A 17785-nucleotide genomic window follows, 5' to 3' on the forward strand; every position below is an offset into this window, starting at 1 on the left:
TATATTTCTAGTGTAGATCTCCCGTCGCTTTCTATCATGACGTTTCCTGCTTCGGCTATGTCTGAACCTCCAGAACTGGTGTTCCTGCTTGGATAATTTCATTGCATTATTGTATCTGGCCCATTCGCGCATAAACGCGGGTTTGGAAAGGGCGTGCTGACGCATTCGTGTCCGCAAGTCATCAGAACCTTGTTCTTCCTTGTTTTTGTAATGTTGATGGTTGACAAGGAAACTTGCCCAAAGATCAACGTTATCTGTTCTAAACGCCAGATCGAGGATAAATTTATAGTCATTCCGCCATAAATGAAGGCCTGAATGTGAGTGCAAGTGTCCGTTGAATTTTTCTACTTTTATGTTGAATATTGCTTTACGATCCGTTAATGACCCGAATACATGAGCAATGATCCCCTGACGAAGCGTGTCATTTTCTCGAAGTATCTGTACCGATTTGCTTTGATCGGGCTGGCATTGATGATGAAAATTGAGATTACCTATCCATTGCCAGATCCTCACAGGATCAAACGGAGCTTGGGCTAATTCAAAATAGCGATCTACCATTGAACCGACGATCTTACTTATCCCATTGCGACAATCACATTCATAGGATTTTTTCCCACAATGGCAGTAAAGGTTATGGGTTAATTCATCCAGAAGAGATTCGAGAGTATTCTGTGAAAAACAGGAAATGAGCCTCTTAATGAAATAACGAGTTCCTACCACTCTTTCAAATTTTTCTTTGTGGCTTGGATAGAGGTTTGCACAGACTCGTAAGAATCCAGAGAGATATTTTCGGTTAAATTTTTCTGGCCCTACGACTTGGATGAATTTTGCTGAAATATTGAGTGAAATATTACTGGCTTCAAAAATTAAAACGGCTAAAGCACTAATGAAATCGTATTCTTTTACATTGAGCAAGCATCTGCTTGCTAATGTACGAATATGTTCAGACTCGCTGGGGTTTAAAATAATCAAGCTCAATTCAGGCATCAACTGGTTATTAACCGGAGAGTCTGCTAGAAGTTCTAAAATTAAGTCACGTAAATGCCCCTCATCGCCCATAGCTAAAAGAGGTTTTATTTCTTCAACAACGTCTCGTGTGAAAAAACCGGCCGCGCTGAACCGTCGCCAGAAATCGCTCCGACGAAAGTAAGGGTCTGCGGCTTCAATCTCTTTAAGCCGATGAAGAAGCTGTCGTTTCGATGAGCGTTCAAGCTGCGATGGATCGCCGTTTGCGAGTACCGCATAGGCGTCAAGCTCAATAATAGCTCCCTGTACCGACCTGTTGCCTAGTGCCGCCATCCATCCTAGCAGACCTCTCAACTCATCTCTGGCAGTATCGTTCGGTGCAATAATAGACAAGCACTTTGATAAAGTGAGGTCATCCGCAGGATCGGCTATTCGTTTAATGAGATAATCCGCTGCACAGTATTCAGCGACGATCTTGTGGACCGGGCGGTGTTGATCTTCATTATCGCCGGGTTTGAAAAGCTGTGTTGACAATATGTCGTAACAGGCAGTACTGCCGTTAAACAACGCTGGCAGCATGGGATACATCCGATTTGCAGTCGTGTCGATGGTGCTTATGCCTTCTGCGCCCGACAACAGAAGTTTGGCATAAACCTCGGCAGAAAATGCAATCTTTTGTGCAACGGGAAGAGATACGGAGGCTTTCGGAATTCCTGGATTGACTTCTTTGGCCAGTCGTTCGACCGCTAAAGCAAAGATTGAACGTTTGTCAGCAAATCGTCGGTCACTTTCTAAATAGGCATCGGTGAACATTTTCAGAAACTGAGGGTTTGGTAACAACATGTCTAAACTAAACCGAGTGACTTCGGTCTGGAATGCAAAGAAATCTTCTGCTGGTGCATGGTGCTTAAAGATGGAGTGTTGTTCGTCTAGATCGAATTCTCTCAGTCTCACAATCATAGGGGAGACACCAAGAAATTTTTCAAAAATACTGGTGAAAGCAAGTCCCCATTCGCTTGACCTGCTCGACATGATTACGCGATTTGGCTTTGATGCCCTGGCGAGCGCAAGGAGTTTATGGATACCTGATTGATCGATTCTGGCGACTTCATCAACAGCGTCGATTATCAGTGAGCTATTTTCTTTATCTGTTCCCACGTAAGCAAATACGCTGGCATTTAAGACAGAGGTGTTCAGTTTCTGAGCGATACTTTTCATCAGCTCTGTTTTCCCGCCGCCGGGTTCTGCTAACACAACAATGTGCGTTGATTCAGCCAGCAACTCTGTCTCTGTGTACGTCCTGTCATTGCGTGTAAAATTACGTTCAAGATAGAAGGTTGAATTCATAGTTACATAGTGCATCATGTTGAATTGCCAAAATATTCCAGCAGAAAAGAAAGCTGTGCCTAGTTTCCTTGCTTCTATCAGAGATAATACGGCATTTTTTCTTTATTGAGGGGCTATTTTATTAACTTCTGGACGGGTTATACAACTCATTGACATACATAACATTTTTCAATCGCGATATGTAGGTAACAGACATTAAGTCTTTCTTATATGGGGGACTTATCTGTGGGATTTTTACTTTCAGTGCTCTGGTTCCAGAACTCCTCACTTGCTGCTACTAGCTAATTGCGACACCATTAAATCAGTTCATACTGCCACCTTTTGTTGTTCCCATCATCAGTGGTAGAAACCGGGTTTTACCGTTTCGCATCGATGATGCAAGAACAAAATGGGCGCTATTCGCTGTGAGCAGCTCAGAACCATTGATATAGAAGCCTTGAACAACGTATACCTCCTGCTATTGTGAATGAAGTGATAAGCCATCCTGAACCGATGTTTTGATGTAATTGATAAACTCAAAAAAGCAAAAAGCCCGCTTAAGTTTCCTTAAGCGGGCTTCTCTAAATATGGCTCCTCTGACTGGACTCGAACCAGTGACATACGGATTAACAGTCCGCCGTTCTACCGACTGAACTACAGAGGAATCGTGTGAACGGGGCGCATCATATCCAGCGGCTCCGGGTGTGTCAACGCTAAATTGCCCCAGGCGGTGCGACTGCTCGGTATCTGAGCAATGCGCCCGTCAATCAGCCCATTGCGCGTCGTTTTCCGCCTGGTCTCGCAGCAGGCGCGCCAGCGGATCCTGGCGGTAGAAGCGGCAAAAGTGCTGATACAGCGCCGGGAAGCGTTCGGCCAGCAGTTCGGGAGCGCTGAAGAAATACTCCGACAGCACGGCGAAGCACTCGGCCGCATCGGTGGCGGCGTAGGCATCCATGCTGGCGGCCTCTTCGCCGACCATGTCGATCTCGTCCTGCAGGCTTTCCATCGCGGCGTGCAGATCATGTTCCCAGGCGGCCACCTCGCGCAGCGGGATCGGCGGCACGCCGGTGGCGACGCCGCCGTTGCGCATATCCAGTTTGTGCACCGCTTCGTGGATCACCAGATTGAAACCGGAGAGGTCAAAAGAGTCCTGCACGTCTTGCCAGTTGAGCACGATCGGCCCCTGTTCCCAGCTTTGGCCCGACTGCACCACCGGCCCCGAGTGCACCAGACCGATCTCGTCCTGCCATTCGTCTTCCACCACGAACGGGGTGGGGTAGAGCAGAATTTCGTTGAAGCCGTCGAGGCATTCCGCGCCCAGCTCCAGCACCGGCAAGGCGAACAGCAGGGCGATGCGCGCCTGCATTTGCGAGGTGAGCTGCAGCCCCTGCAGCGGCACGATGCGCTTTTGCTGCAATATTTGCCCGGCGACGGCCACCAGCCGCTGCCGCTCCTGCTCATTCAGCGGCGAGAGCAGCGGGATCGCCAGCGCGTCCTGCCACTGGGCCTCGATGTCTGCCTGGGATTGAGAGGGTTGAGTCGCTTTCCACGGCCATTTAATCATCAGGTTGCTCGTAAACTCATCACTTGAACGTTCAGCGGTATGCTAATGCTGTAAAAATGCCGCAAAAGCGGGCATGATAGCAAGCGTTGTCAGGAGAGATGCCGGAGCGGCTGAACGGACCAGTCTCGAAAACTGGAGTAGGGGCAACTCTACCGGGGGTTCAAATCCCCCTCTCTCCGCCACTTTACCCCGCGTTATTCCCCCATTGAATCAAAATCCTTTTCTTTCGCTAATGCTTGTAAACCGTTGGATATGAAACCGGTTTGCGTTGGCCGAGATCCTTTCTCGCATTATAACTCGTGCAATATCAACGAATAGCATTTTGCGATTATGTTCTTCATTTTGTGAGCCACGTTGCGCTTGAACCCGGTGCGGCGCTTGCGGCAAGCCCAGTGCTATGCATGCCAATCACGCTGAAGGTGTGAAACCGTCACGGCGATAATGCCTGCCGGCAGGGGCGTGCACGGTCTGAGTCCGCTATCCCTTGAAAAGTTTGCCAGACTGAAAACATGCCCAACGCCTCCAGGATAGTGTGTATTTACACGCGATTTTTTGCGCACTAATATGTGTGCACATGCACATAAATGATCAGTCTCCTGCCCGAAACGAGGGCGACAGAAGGGGCTGACCGCCTGGAGACTGGAGGACTTGCCATGAGTTTGCTCGATTGCGCACTGGATTTTCGTCAATTCATTGAGGAATTGCGTCGCCGAAACGATTTGGTCGACGTGCATCAGGAAGTTTCCGCCGACCTGGAGATAGCGGCTGTCTGCCGCCGGGTCTATGAGCAACGGCTTTCGGCTCCGCTATTTCATCATGTGGCGGGCGCGATGCCAGGGGCCCGCATCCTCGGCGCGCCGGCCGGCATGCTCGCTTCTGCGGAACATGCCTATTCTCGCCTCGCCCTCCATTTTGGGCTGCCGCCGGAGAGCGCTCCGCGGGATATCGTGGCGGCGATTCGCCGGGCGGTGAAGGCGGAGCCGTTTGCGCCGGATTATTGTTCGACCGGTCCGGTGAAAGAGAATATTTGGCGTGGCGACGAGGTTGATCTGGAACGCTTCCCGGTACCGCTGTTGCATGAACGGGATGGCGGGCGCTATTTCGGCACTTACGGGTTCCATGTCGTGCAATCCCCGGACGGAAAGTGGCATAGCTGGGGAGTCGGCAGGCTGATGATGCTCGATCGCAATCGTCTCACCGGCCCGGCGATACCCACCCAACACATCGGCATGATCCGTGAAATGTGGCGCCGAGAAGGGAAACCTACGCCATGGGCGATGGTGCTCGGGGCGCCGCCTGCCGCGGTGGCGGTCGCGGGGATGCCGTTGCCGGCCGGCGTCAGTGAGCCTGACTATGTCGGCGCGCTGCTCGGTAAAAGCGTTACGTTCACCCAAGCGGAAACCAACGATCTCTGGGTGCCGGCCAATGCGGAAATTGTGCTGGAAGGTGAAATCAGCCTGACGGAGACGGCGCTGGAGGGGCCGATGGGGGAGTATCACGGCTATCAACACCAGCAAGGCCATGAACAGCCGGTGTTTCATGTGCGTGCGGTGACGTTTCGCGATGACCCCATTTTGCCGATTTGCGTCGCCGGCACGCCGCCGGAAGAAAATCATACGATCTGGGGCACCATGATCTCGGCTCAGCTGCTGGAAACCCTGCAGAGCGCGGCCTTGCCCGTTGACTTTGTCTGGTGTTCCTATGAGGCGGCGACCTGTTGGGCGGTGGTCTCCGTCGATATCGAAAAACTGGCCGGAATGAATACCACCGCGGCGGATTTTGCCGGCAAGGTGGCGGAGGTGGTCTTCGGCTCGCATGCGGGCTACCTGATCCCCAAACTGATCCTGGTCGGCAATGACATTGATATTGTCGATATCGATCAGGTGGTTTGGGCGTTGGCCACGCGTTCACATCCGGCGCGCGACCATTTTATCTTCCCGGACGTACGCGAGTTCCCGATGGTGCCGTACCTGACGGAAGAAGACAAGGCGCGCGGTAGCGGCGGCAAAGCCATCATCAACTGCCTGTTCCCCGAGCAGTTCAGCGGCGTAACACGTGCGGGTACCGCCTCTTTCAGGCACTCTTATCCGGAACAGGTCAGGGCAAAAGTCGAGGCTAATTGGAAACAGTATGGATTCTGAAAAAAAAGGCACGCAGAGTGGCAGACGGGGAATGGGATTGCCCAATGGTGCGCTTTACAGGATGACGGAGGTGGTGCGTCACCGCGAAAAACGGCTGTCTGCGTTACTCGCTTTGCAAGGACTCAGCCTCCATGAGTGGCGCGCGTTGCGCATTCTCTACAGTTTTCCAGGCGACGTGGCCATGAGCGAGGTGATAGCGCATTCGCAGACCGATCGCACCGCGCTAGGCCGTACGATCACCCAACTGGTTAATCGGGGGTGGGTCGCGCGCTTCCCCGATCCGGAAGATAAGCGCGCGGTATATCTGCGCGTCATGCCGGCGTCTCGTCCCATTTTTGACCAGGCGAGGCAATGGGTGGCGGATTATGACGCACAGCTGATGGCCTGTCTGGATGATGCCGGGCTCAGTGCCCTGGATGACGCACTGCAACGCATGATGCTGTTCATCGAGCCCGCGTAGTCCGTTCCGGCGAAAGCCAGCGCCGTATTTCCCGAGTGACCTCATCGCGGTGTTGTACTGTTGCCCGCGGGTAAGGTAATTTGCTGAGGGCATGATGACTGAGGCAGGGGCCAACGGACATGAATGAAAGGATCGACTACCACATCGAGAAATACCACTTCGCGCCGCTGGATGAAGCCCCGCGGCTCGCGCGCCAGTGGAGCGAGGTGTTGAACGAGTGTCGCCAGACGCAGGCCGGGGCGGAACAGCGTCTGCGCATTGCGCTGCTCAACGTGGACTATGTGACCAGTTTCGAATTGCCGTTTCGCTTATTGCTGGTGCGGGCGCCGCAGCTGATTGCCGGCCTGCGCGATGAGCTGTCGATCAGTCAAAAAAATGTGGTGTTCAACGGTAAGCGCTTTGGCTGCGTTTACAGCCTGAAAAGCGATTTAAGCGACGTGCCTGAGGCCTTCCAATATGGCCTGTCGACCCGTATTCACCGAACTTCGGCGTCGGGCGTGGACGCGCTGCCTTACCGGGAAATCGCCAAAGCGCTCAAGGCGCCGCGTGAGCGGCTTAAGCTGGCGCTGGAGCAGGGGCTGCGCGTCACGGCGCTGGACGGACTGTTCTGGTTCGGCATACAGCGCATCGCCGCCGAAGTGCGCAGGCTAAGAAAAACCGGCATGACGATCGTGACGGCGGAAACGGAGATTTTCGACACCCTGACCGGCACGACGCGCAAGGTTCCGGTATACCGGTTGGCCGATCGTTAATGGCCGATGACTGGCGATTCATTATGCTGGTTTAAACCTGATTTCCGGTGGGGGACAGTCTGACCCCGCAGTGGCTTCCTCTTTTTCTACCCTCATTTCCTCGTCGCTCGATAAGAAAATAGGCGCGACTTCTTCTCAAACTCTCCTCATCGTTCGATCGGCTGCAGCACAACGCAAACGGCGGGCCGTCGTCGATGGCGGGTGTCACGATAGCGTCTCCGGTTGATGGAGCCGTTTGCTGTCCACCGTTGGCTTACAACGATGAAGATTTGAAGGAGAAGAGCATGTTGAAACGTTTTGCGTTGCTGTGCGGGTGCCTGTTCGGTGCCCATGCGCTGGCGGCCGGCCCCAACGCCAATATCAAGTATTACGGCTATGACTGGCTGGACTTTTATGAAACCGCCACGCCGTCTTTCAGTGCCACAGAGGCGCTCAAGGCGATTACCGGCACCGGCTTCAGTATGACCAATCTGAATGTGGTGCACACGTTGGCAAGTCTCAATCTGCCCGTTTGCGCTGGGGGGACTTGCGCCGTGAACATTCAGGCTGGATCGGGGGCGGTATCGGGCTCGCCGTTTATCGATATCTGCCCTGGAGCGGTCTCGAACAGCAGCTGCCAGGCCGCAGGTTCCTGGAATGCGATCTGGACGGTGGTCAAGAAGATCGCCGGAGCCAAATATAAGCCCGGCGCCATTTATTTTATCGATGAGCCGTTCGACGTTCCTGCCTTACAGACCGGGGGAAAATATGACGCTTACCAATACTCCAGCTATGTTTGCACCCTGCGACAGGCCATGCACGAGTACGGGGTCGCGATCCCCGTCTACACCATCTTGTCCTACCGACATGCCAACAACGCCGAATGGATCCGTGAAATACAGCAGGGCGCGCCCGCGACCGCGTGTCCGACCAATGTAAAAAGCACGCCAGATTGGGTTGGGGTGGATAACTACAACTGGTCGGTGGCGGATATGTGGAGTACCTACAATCGCCTGGCGCCGATAAGCGCAGCCGGACAAAAGTGGGTGTTGGTACCGCCTTCTACGGCATCGTTAGGAATGAACGACCAGCAACTGCATGCGCAAATTCAACTGTATTGGGATTTCATTAATCAATATCCGACTGCGCCCGTGGTTTACATCATGAACTGGCGGTTTGATCGCGCGGTCACCGAGAATCGCGCGGCCTTCCCCGAATCGACCGCCTTATTGTCTTTCATGGCGAACACGCTGCTCACCCAACCTTAAGCGAGCAAAAAGGAGGTTCACATCAGGAGCCTCCTTATGGATTGCACGGCTTACCGATAGGCTTCATTCCGCGCGATCGCGTATTTGCCGCTGCCCAGCAGCAGGATGGCGAGTCCGCCCATAAAGAACACCAGCTCGTTTTCAATGCCCCAGGCGCCGACGTCGGTGACGGTGAAGACCTTGCCGGTGCCCACCATCAAAAACGCCACCACCAGCGTGAGGGCGTAAACCCCTGCGGCGGGGCGGGTTAACAGCCCCAAAACGATCAGTATCGGCGCCAGGATCTCCCCAACATATACGCCATAGGCGATGAAGGCGGGCAGCCCCTGTTGTTGTAACGCATCGGCGATCCAGCCGACGCCATGCTGAACTTTCGCGACGCCGTGAAACAGCATCAGCCCGCCGAAGGTTAGCCTGAGCGCCAATTTGCCTGCGTCCGGGTGGTCAAAAAAGCGAGTGAATGCCGCATTGAGTGACTTAACCATGGCTTTTTCTCCTGAATAGGAATGATTTTCAATCAATATATCAGTCGGATGAATGCGAAAGCTGTTCTGGATCAGGAAAACGGCGGGCTTGGCGCTAAATCGCCGGACGAGGCCGGCGATGCGGCCTGATTTTTAGGCGGAATAACCTGTGCGCACGGGCCGAACCGGGGATGAGAAAAGTCATCGGCAGAGGTGGCCCGCCGCGTAGCCCATCTCTTTTCTGTATGTGTTGGCTACCCGATTTGCGTTTTCATCAAGGATTGTCAAAGGACAGGCAACGTAAAGATTCATAAGGTTTTTTTGCAGCAATGAAAAGGTGCGCGTTTTCGCTTTAATAACCCAATAGAGTTACCTTTATTTTTATTTTGAACCGCTAAATCATTAACGCTTTTTTTCGGCCTTTTTATTGGGAATTATCTTGCTTATTTTGCCTTGCGAAAGTTGATCCTGTGGGGCGTACGGCCAGTGGCGGGTTTTATTTTTATAGATTTTCTTATTTTTTGATGACAATTCAATGCCGAAGAGAATGAGGGAGATTGACTGAGGGGGTTATGAGGGGGGGGTAAATTCCCATGAACTATTTTTCCTGGCGTAAAAGTAATCGATTCAGTGCTGTTTTAAGTTATTGAATTGTTTGTTTTATGTATATTGATTTGTTATTTTTTTATTAAAAAAATAATATTTTTTCTTGATATTGGGTTTGCCTTTGCTAGTATCAAATTAGTGGTCTTATCAGTTAGGGAAACATTTCTTGTATATGGAACAGATCGCTGGTCTTAACACGGTTCCTGTCGTTGCAGCGCTTACGTGGTTATTTTGCCGTTATAGTAAATGATATCTCTAATGCCACTTTAGTCTGCGAGACTCTTTACCGCAGTGATGCTTTTGCCGCGGTAAGCCGTATGAGAACACACACGAAGGGGAATTGAATCTTAAATTATTCTGATCATTACCCTGAGTTAACTATAAAAGAATGATGCTTTATCCACCAGGCTGTTTGTGTACCAATAGGTATTCGGTGCACCACGGCGGAATGTTAATCTGTGCTTTAGCTTTAAAATTAATAATCAAAACTCTCGCCAAATTGTTTATTTTCACACCAGGTTTCGCATGTGTAAGTACTGAGTGCTGGAAATGAAAGTCACACTGCCATCGTCTTCTATTGATCATTGCGTGCTACCCGCTTGCAAGAAACGACTGGCTGTCATGGTTTTATGAAAAAATTTCACTATTTACTGTGGTTATCATTTGCTAATTAAATTATTTGTATCCAGTGGTATTACTGGAATTATCCTACCAAGGATGAAACGTTGTTTTTAGGGCAGTTTTTGATTTTTTTCCTATTCTTAGCTTGCATAATTATCGTTTGCAATTTATTGATTTTAAAAGGAAAAAATAAATATGTAAATGTAAAATAGTTTAAACCGATCACTGTGATTCTATTGATAGGTTCAATCTATTATTGTTGTTAATATTAATACATCTAAACAATTTGCGAGCTTGGTGACGACTAACTTACGCTAAAAGGACTCTGGGAAAGACTGGCGAACGTAAAAGCCCGCTTTATTAGGCTTTATGTTTCTAGTGCTGATTGAAAAGGATATCAGGCCATGAATGAAGTCATCTCAACGGAAGTGAATGGCGTCGAATTTGATCCACGATACAGTGAAATTGAATTCACGCTTTCGGAATATGACAGCCAAACCGATCCGCTTAATGCCGTAGACAATGCGCGTGATATCAATTGGCACGCCATTCGCGAGCAGTCTGCCGCGTTGCTGGAACAGTGCTTCGATTTACATGTCGTGCTGTGGTTTATGCGCGCCAATCTTCATATCGACGGTTTTTCGGCCTTCTACCAGGGCATTAAGGATATTGACGCCAAATATGCCGAGGAGGGCGCCACCATTTTCCCTCAGGCGGACATGGAACCCTCATCGGACAGCTTTCATGCGGCCGCATTAGGGTGGCTCGCCACATCGTCCTGTCTGCACGAAATCAAGAACAGCAAGATTTTTCCCGACACGCCGTTAACTACCGACGAGCTGCTGAATATGCGGCTTGACGAGCAGGAAGGCAAAAGCCTGCATTTTTCGGAGGTGGTAAAGGTGCTGGGGCAAGCCGACAGTTATTTTGCCGGCAGAAATCTGCCTTCGCTGAAAGAGCAATTGTCGCTGGAAATCGATGCGCTGGAGCGCGTCGAGAATTACGCCAATCTGCAGGCTGAAGATTATCGTTTGGACTGCCGGCAGGTACGCGACTATTTGAAACAGTTCAGCCGCCAGCTGGCTTCACTGGAACAGCAGGAATTGCCGGCTGAACGGGATGACGCGGAGATTGACTCGCCGGATGCTGACGCGCCTGTCGCCATGCCCGGCAAATATATCCGTTCCCGGCAGGATGTCATCTTGCTGTTGGATCAGGTTTTGGACTATTTCCAAAACTATGAGCCCAGCCATCCGGCCCCCATTCTTATTCGACGTTCACAAAAAATGATCGGTATGGACTTCGCGACGATTGTTGAGGAGCTTTTGCCGGAATCTCTGGCCTCGTTAAATCAATTGTCCGGGAAGTAATTTTTATCACAAAGGAGTTTTCCAATGGCTAAGGACTCAAGCTCTCAGAAATTTATCGGTAAAAATAACGCGCCGCGCGTGCAAATTGAATATGACGTAGAGCTTTACGGTTCACAAAAGAAAGTGGAGTTGCCCTTTGTTACGGGGGTCATGTCCGATCTCTCTGGGCATCGGAAAAAGCCTTTGCTGCCGATCGAAGAGCGGAAATTCCTGACCTTTGATCAGGACAACTTCAACGATCGCATGCGCGCCATCAAGCCTCGTCTGCAATTTTACGTAGAGAACACCCTGAGCGAAGACGATGCGTTGCTGGACGTGGAATTGGAGTTTGAATCGATGGATGACTTCACGCCTGGCGCCATCGCCAAACGGGTTCCGCAGATGCAACGCCTGCTTGAAGCCCGGGAGCATCTCACGGAGCTGATCACCTATATGGATGGTAAATCCAGCGCGGAAGAAGTGGTGAAGAATCTGCTGGAGAAACCCGATTTTCTGCATCGTTTGGTGACGGATGCGCGTAAAACGGTCGCGGATGCGGAACAGGATGTGCAGGATCCCGGCAATAAAGGAGATGAGGAATGAGAGCGAGGCAACGACGCTATTCGGCTAAGCAGCAGGCTACGGCAGTCGCTGAAGTTGAAACGCAGGACACGGAAAATGAGCTTGACGGTTTGCTCAAGCGTTCATTCCGGCCCAGAACGAACGAGGCTTCGGAAGCGGTTCGTCGGGCTATCGGCACGCTGTCCGAATATGCCAACAAAGGCAAGGTCAAGGTCAGCCAGGATGTCGTATTGACCATTGAATCGTTGATTGCCCAGATCGACGAACAGCTTTCGCAACAGATGAACAATATCTTGCACCACAAGGAGTTCCAGAAGCTGGAGTCCGCCTGGCAAGGTCTGAGTTATCTGGTCGATAACACCAACGTCAGCGAAACGCTCAAGATCCGGGTGTTGAACATCAGTCAGGATGAGCTGACGCGCAATTTGCGCCGCTATCGGGGCTCCGCCTGGGATCAAAGCCCGGTGTTCAAACAGATTTACGAACAGGAATATGGTCAGTTCGGCGGCGAGCCGTTCGGTTGCATCATCGGCGATTTTGAATTCGATCACAGCCCGATGAGCGTCACGCTGCTGACCGAGTTGGCGAAAATTTCCGCGGCGTCGCACTGTCCGTTCATTTCCGCCGCGTCGCCGTCGCTGCTGCAGATGAGCAAGTGGAACGAACTGGGCAACCCGCGGGATATCGGCAAGATTTTCACCACGCCGGAATATGCGTCCTGGCGCCGCCTGCGCGAAAGCAACGACTCGCGTTACCTGGTGTTGACGATGCCGCGTTTCCTGTCGCGTTTGCCTTACGGGGCGAAAACCAACCCGATCGAAGAGTTCGCTTTCGAGGAGTCCGTCAGGCCGGATGTGGATGATGATTTTTCCTGGGCCAACTCGGCGTATGCGATGGGCGTCAACATCAACCGCGCGTTCCATGAGTACGGCTGGTGTTCGAAGATTCGCGGCATCGAATCCGGCGGCTCGGTGGAAGAACTGCCCGCCTACGCGTTTCCTTCCGATGAGGGCGGATATGAACTGACGTGCCCGACGGAAGTGGCCATTTCCGATCGGCGCGAGCAAGAGCTTTCCGACGCCGGGTTCTTGCCCCTGGTCTATCGCAAGCATTCCGATTTCGCCGCTTTTATCGGTTCTTGCACCATGCACGCGCCGGCGAAATACGAGGATCCCGACGCGACGGCCAACGCCAAGCTGTCTTCGCGCTTGCCTTATATTTTCGCCACGTGCCGATTCGCGCACTATTTGAAATGCATCGTGCGCGACAAAATCGGTTCTTTCCGTTCCAGAGACGATATGCAGCTGTGGCTGAATGACTGGCTGATGAACTATGTCGATGGCGATCCTTCCGTATCGACCGAGGCGACCAAGGCGCGTCGTCCATTAGCCGCCGCCGAGGTGCGCGTTGAAGATGTGGAAGACGATCCGGGTTATTACCGCGCGCATTTCTATTTGCGCCCGCATTACCAGTTGGAAGGCATGACCGTGTCCTTGCGACTTGTATCAAAACTTCCGTCAGCCAAAAAAGATGGGAGCAGATAAGTTACGGCTGGTCATTGGTTTGGATATTGCCGACGTTAATTATTAAATGGCGTTGGTGGGAATTGATATTTCATTGAAATTTAGTGGCGCTGTTTTTTACGCTATTGCTATTTATTAATGGCTAATGGGTTCTCATTGTCGCTATTTCAATGATCGCGTAGGCAATATAACGACTTATCTGAATAGACTTTTCAATTAACGAAGTAGACCTATCAGTCAAGGAGACAAAAAATGAGCACGAAAGCTTTAGTAGACTATTTTTTGAAAATTGAGGGTGTTGATGGTGAATCACCCGACCAAACCTACCCTGGCTGGATTCAGCTGCAAGCCTGGCAATGGGCGGAAGAAAACGCCGGCCGTTGGGGGTTCGGGAGCGGCGGTGGTTCAGGCAAAGTCGAGATGAAAGACTTTGAGTTTCGCATGGTGAGCAATAAGGCTTCGCCGAAACTGTTCCTGATGTGCGCCACCGGCGAGCATATTCCTCAGGCAAAACTTGTTTGCCGTAAATCAGGCCAGGGTCAGCAAGACTTCATTGCCGTGACCTTCAGCAACTGCCTGGTTTCTTCATTCAAGACCGTGGGTAATATGCCGCTGAATTCCACCATCGGTACTGAAATCGATACCGTGCTGCCAACCGACGTTATCAAGCTGAATTTCGCACGTATCGAAGTTGAGTACAAAGAGCAAAACAATGATGGCTCCATGGGTGCGGTCATTAAGACGGGGTATGACCTCAAGCTTAATGCCCGTATCTGATCATTGATGTCACAACACTAATTGCAGGTTGTCTGCCCGCAGCGATTGCGGGCAGACATAAGCCTTATCGCGAGGTGTTAAATGAAAGCGTCATTGCCCATGCTATTCGATAAGCTCAGCGTGAGACATCAAAGCGCCAGCGCCGATAATTGGCGGCGTGTTTTGGTGCGTGATATCGAATTTTTACTGAATGACGCATCGCGCAGCGCTGATTTGAAACTTCATGATTATGCGCACAGCGAAAGTTCGGTATTGAATTATGGCCTGCCGTCGCTGAGCCAACGCATACCGATTAATACCGATCCGTTAACGCTGGCGAGACATATACAAAGAATCATTACTTCGTTTGAGCCGCGTCTGGATCCGAAAACGATTCGTGTGGTGCCTGTAGTGAATGAACGCCAATCGTATGTGCTGGCGATTTTATTCGATATTTATGGCACCTGCTCATTACCGGGTGACGAAATGCTGGTTAATTTGCGCATCGCTCTTGATTATTCCTGTGGCGCCGTACACGTATTTGATTAATAGGGGTGACTATGTTCAGTGAGCGCTTTCTCCAATTATATAATGATGAGCTGCGTTATTTTCGCGAGGCCGGTCGTCAGTTCGCCTCTTCTCATCCCCAGGTCGCCCAGCATTTAGGCATGCATATCGACGGCGTGCTGGATCCTTTCGTTGAGCGTCTGTTGGAGGGCTCCGCGTTCCTTTGCACCCGCATCCAGGAAAAGCTGAACAATGAGCAGCCGGAATTTGCCCTGCAAATGCTCTCACGCCTGGCGCCGCTGTGGTATACGCCGGTTCCCGCGATCGCCACCGTCGCGATTAAGCCCGATCTCTCTTTTCCCCAGTGGCACAGCCAGGTTGACCTGCCGCGCGGGAGCCGCATGACCCTCAACGATATCTCGCTGAACAACAAACCCGCCACGTTCACCACGGCGCGGCATATTAAAGTGCAGCCCGTTGAGATTTCACTGGCGGAATGTGAGATTTTGCCGCCGCACCATTTGCCTGACGGCGCCGCCAGACACATGCAGGATTGCTCGGCCTACGTCAGGATATGCCTGACGACGCACGGCGTGCTTCCCGTCTCGGAGCTGGATCTCGAGCCGCTGCACCTGACGCTGGCGGAAGATACGGTGCGGGCCAATCAACTGCTGGCCGCGTTGCTTAATCGCACCTTGCGCATCGTGCTATGGGCGAAAAGCGACGACCGGCCAATCGTCAAAGTCTTGCAGCCGGACAGCTTGCGCCTGGGCGGCGTCAGCGATGAAGAAGCCTTGTTGCCCACCGTGGTGGGGGAACTGCCCGGCAACCGGCTGATGCGCGAATACTTCGCCGCGCCAAGCCGCTTCTTCAGCCTGGAGCTGCATGGCGTGCAGGATTTTCTGCGCCAATGTGAACGCGTTCACGAGTTCGAGATCTTGTTCGCGCTGGAGCAACGCCCACTCACTCTGATCGGTCGCGTCAACGCCAGGGATTTTCATCTTTTCGCGACCCCGGTCATCAACCTGTATCGCCGCCATTGCTCGCCGGTGCTGCTGACGGATGAGCGCACGGAGCACCAGCTGGTGGTCGATCGTTTGAACACCTCGCTGTATGAGATACACAGCGTAAAACAAGTGAAAGGCATGCTGCCCGACGGCAACCCGGTGATTTTCTCTTCGCTGCAGGCCGACGTGCAGTACGACTGCGAGCGGGAGCCGGCCGGTTATACGCTGCACCGTCGCCGGGAGCCGTCGCCCTCCAAGTACAACAATCCGCACCTGCCCAACGAAGATACCTTCATCGCCATCTCGCCGGGCAAAAGCGGCATCGACATCGACGACATCACGTCGCTCAGCGTCGAGGCGCTGGTATGCGAACGGCATCTGGTGCCGGCGCACCTTCAGCAGCCGCATTTCCAGCTGGAAACGGCGATGCCGATCCACCAGGTGGAGATCGTCCGCTACCCGAGCAACCCGGTCGCGGTGCCGAACATCAGCCAGGCGTGGCAGGCGATTCAGATGCTGGCCTCCAATCCTTTGCGCCATGCGCGCCCCGACGTTCAGGATTGTTCGGCGCTGTTGCGCGACTGGCTGTCGTTGTTCTGCCATCAGGATGACTCCAGCCAGCGCAAGCGCATCGCCAGCATTAAAAACGCCTGGGTGGAGCACCATTTCGAACGCAATCAGGGGCCGGGGCCGCTGGCCTGGATCCGCGGAGCCGAGATCGCCGTCAACTTAAGCGCCAACCATCATGCCGACCACGGCGCCTATCTGTTCGGCAAAATATTGCACCACGCGTTGAGCCAATACGGCGACCTGAACCAAACGTTAAGCATGAAGCTGTTGCTGGATGGGGAAACCCACGCCGACTGGGGGGCGCTCTACTATGGCTGATATGTCGTTGATGCGTGAAACGGCGCTCTCGTTGGAACAGGCGCCAACGCCGGGGGCGCAGAGCGAAAGCGCGGGCCAGGCCGAAATCCGCGGGCTGTCCAATCGACAGGATTTTTTCGAGCTGCTGCGGCGTATCGAACGCGCGCAGCCGGATGCGCCGCGGCTCGGCGTCTCCAACGATCGCAGCCGCGAAAGGCTCTGCATTACCCAGCCGGCGGATATGGCGTTCGCTTCGCGTGAAATCGCCTCTATCGTGCAGCGCCCTAAGCAAGTGCTGATTCAGGCGCGGCATTTCGGCATGTTCGCCCCCTACGGCCCGCTGCCGATCCATGTGACCGAGCACGCGCGCACCGAAGTCATCGCCAGACGCAACCAGGCGTTCCAGCAGTTCGTCGGCATCGTCAGCCAGCGCTTCGCCGTATTGCACTACCGGGCCTGGGCGCAGCTGAAGGCGATGATCGGCCATGAGCATGACGATGACAAAAACCCGTTCTTGCGCCATTTGCGCCAGACGGTGGGCGTCGATACGGCGCTGACGGTGAACCCGCATATCCAGCGCCTGCGCGAGGCGTACCCCGGCACTTATCTGCCCGGTCGCCGCTCGCTGCGGCAGCTCAACAAGATGTTGGCGGCCTATTTCGCCGTTCCCATCACGATTACGCCGCGCTACGCCAAGTGGATCGACGACGGCAAGCAAAGCGGCAGCCAAAAGCTGGGCAAGTTGGGCAGCACGCGCATCGGCAGCCGCTTTTTCGATGCCCAGTACGGCGCGCATATTCAGATCGGCCCGCTGGGGGCCCCGCAGTATCAGCAGTATCAGCGCGGCAGCCGGCGGCTGCAGGCGCTGGTGAGCATCTGTCATGACTTTACGAGCCATCAGTTGATGCTGGATGTCAGCCTGCTGATCGCCACGGAGCCGGGCATGGCGGCGCAGCTGGGCGGCAAGTCGCTGAGTAAAGACAGCTGGCTGAAACCTAAGACAGGGACGTTTAGGCAGCTGGTTTATCAATCAACAACTTAATATAA

General features: G+C 52.9%; 13 protein-coding genes, 2 tRNA genes and 1 pseudogene. 12 read left to right on the forward strand and 4 right to left on the reverse strand.

Annotated elements, in window-relative coordinates:
* From MMS95_RS03255 to mtfA, 3 genes and pseudogenes are all read right to left on the reverse strand, one after another.
* Positions 1 to 2331 (reverse strand): annotated as a pseudogene (locus tag MMS95_RS03255) (hypothetical protein); the annotation flags it as partial.
* 549 nt (positions 2332 to 2880) lie between these two features.
* Positions 2881 to 2956: transfer RNA gene (locus MMS95_RS03260), tRNA-Asn, on the reverse strand.
* Between the two features lie 99 nt (positions 2957 to 3055).
* A complete protein-coding gene (gene mtfA, locus MMS95_RS03265; RefSeq protein ID WP_004935401.1) occupies positions 3056 to 3856 on the reverse strand; it encodes a DgsA anti-repressor MtfA in 801 nt (266 codons plus the stop codon).
* Positions 3857 to 3948: 92 nt separating this feature from the next.
* Here mtfA and MMS95_RS03270 point away from each other — a divergent pair.
* From MMS95_RS03270 to MMS95_RS03290, 5 genes are all read left to right on the forward strand, one after another.
* A tRNA-Ser gene (locus tag MMS95_RS03270) sits at positions 3949 to 4038 on the forward strand.
* Positions 4039 to 4509: 471 nt separating this feature from the next.
* A complete protein-coding gene (locus tag MMS95_RS03275; RefSeq protein WP_277951779.1) occupies positions 4510 to 5997 on the forward strand; it encodes a UbiD family decarboxylase in 1488 nt (495 codons plus the stop codon).
* On the forward strand, positions 5987 to 6457 hold the full coding sequence (locus tag MMS95_RS03280) for a MarR family transcriptional regulator (RefSeq protein WP_015378395.1): 471 nt from the start codon (positions 5987 to 5989) through the stop codon (positions 6455 to 6457). Before MMS95_RS03275 ends, MMS95_RS03280 begins: the two co-directional genes overlap by 11 nt.
* A gap of 119 nt (positions 6458 to 6576) precedes the next feature.
* Positions 6577 to 7209 (forward strand): helix-turn-helix domain-containing protein, encoded by a 633-nt coding sequence (locus MMS95_RS03285; protein WP_004935390.1) that lies wholly within the window; start codon positions 6577 to 6579, stop codon positions 7207 to 7209.
* A gap of 284 nt (positions 7210 to 7493) precedes the next feature.
* On the forward strand, positions 7494 to 8456 hold the full coding sequence (locus MMS95_RS03290; protein ID WP_172574810.1) for a hypothetical protein: 963 nt from the start codon (positions 7494 to 7496) through the stop codon (positions 8454 to 8456).
* A gap of 50 nt (positions 8457 to 8506) precedes the next feature.
* Here the strand turns inward: MMS95_RS03290 and MMS95_RS03295 are convergent, their stop codons facing one another.
* Entirely contained in the window at positions 8507 to 8941 is a 435-nt protein-coding gene (locus MMS95_RS03295; protein ID WP_242141384.1) for a DoxX family protein, read from the reverse strand.
* A 1610-nt stretch (positions 8942 to 10551) separates the two neighbouring features.
* Here MMS95_RS03295 and MMS95_RS03300 point away from each other — a divergent pair.
* The 7 genes from MMS95_RS03300 (at position 10552) to tssG (ending at position 17780) form a co-directional block, all read left to right on the forward strand.
* The gene (locus tag MMS95_RS03300; protein ID WP_242141385.1) at positions 10552 to 11517 is read left to right on the forward strand and encodes a type VI secretion system ImpA family N-terminal domain-containing protein; all 966 of its coding nucleotides are present in this window, start codon (positions 10552 to 10554) and stop codon (positions 11515 to 11517) included.
* 24 nt (positions 11518 to 11541) lie between these two features.
* Positions 11542 to 12099, forward strand: a complete 558-nt coding sequence (tssB, locus tag MMS95_RS03305; RefSeq protein WP_004935376.1) for a type VI secretion system contractile sheath small subunit — start codon at positions 11542 to 11544, stop codon at positions 12097 to 12099.
* Complete coding sequence (gene tssC / locus MMS95_RS03310; protein WP_004935371.1) at positions 12096 to 13622, forward strand: type VI secretion system contractile sheath large subunit; 1527 nt, start codon at positions 12096 to 12098, stop codon at positions 13620 to 13622. The genes tssB and tssC overlap by 4 nt, the downstream gene beginning before the upstream one ends.
* Positions 13623 to 13853: 231 nt before the next feature.
* Complete coding sequence (locus tag MMS95_RS03315; protein WP_004935369.1) at positions 13854 to 14378, forward strand: Hcp family type VI secretion system effector; 525 nt, start codon at positions 13854 to 13856, stop codon at positions 14376 to 14378.
* Positions 14379 to 14459: 81 nt separating this feature from the next.
* Positions 14460 to 14906 (forward strand): GPW/gp25 family protein, encoded by a 447-nt coding sequence (locus MMS95_RS03320; RefSeq protein ID WP_015378391.1) that lies wholly within the window; start codon positions 14460 to 14462, stop codon positions 14904 to 14906.
* An 11-nt stretch (positions 14907 to 14917) separates the two neighbouring features.
* Positions 14918 to 16759 carry a type VI secretion system baseplate subunit TssF gene (gene tssF / locus MMS95_RS03325; protein ID WP_033643661.1) on the forward strand — a complete coding sequence of 614 codons (1842 nt, stop codon included), beginning with the start codon at positions 14918 to 14920 and terminating at the stop codon, positions 16757 to 16759.
* On the forward strand, positions 16752 to 17780 hold the full coding sequence (gene tssG / locus MMS95_RS03330) for a type VI secretion system baseplate subunit TssG (RefSeq protein ID WP_004935359.1): 1029 nt from the start codon (positions 16752 to 16754) through the stop codon (positions 17778 to 17780). Before tssF ends, tssG begins: the two co-directional genes overlap by 8 nt.
* Positions 17781 to 17785: the final 5 nt, after the last annotated feature.

Origin of the sequence: Serratia sp. PGPR-27 (assembly GCF_022678525.1) — a bacterium.
GTDB lineage: Bacteria > Pseudomonadota > Gammaproteobacteria > Enterobacterales > Enterobacteriaceae > Serratia > Serratia nematodiphila.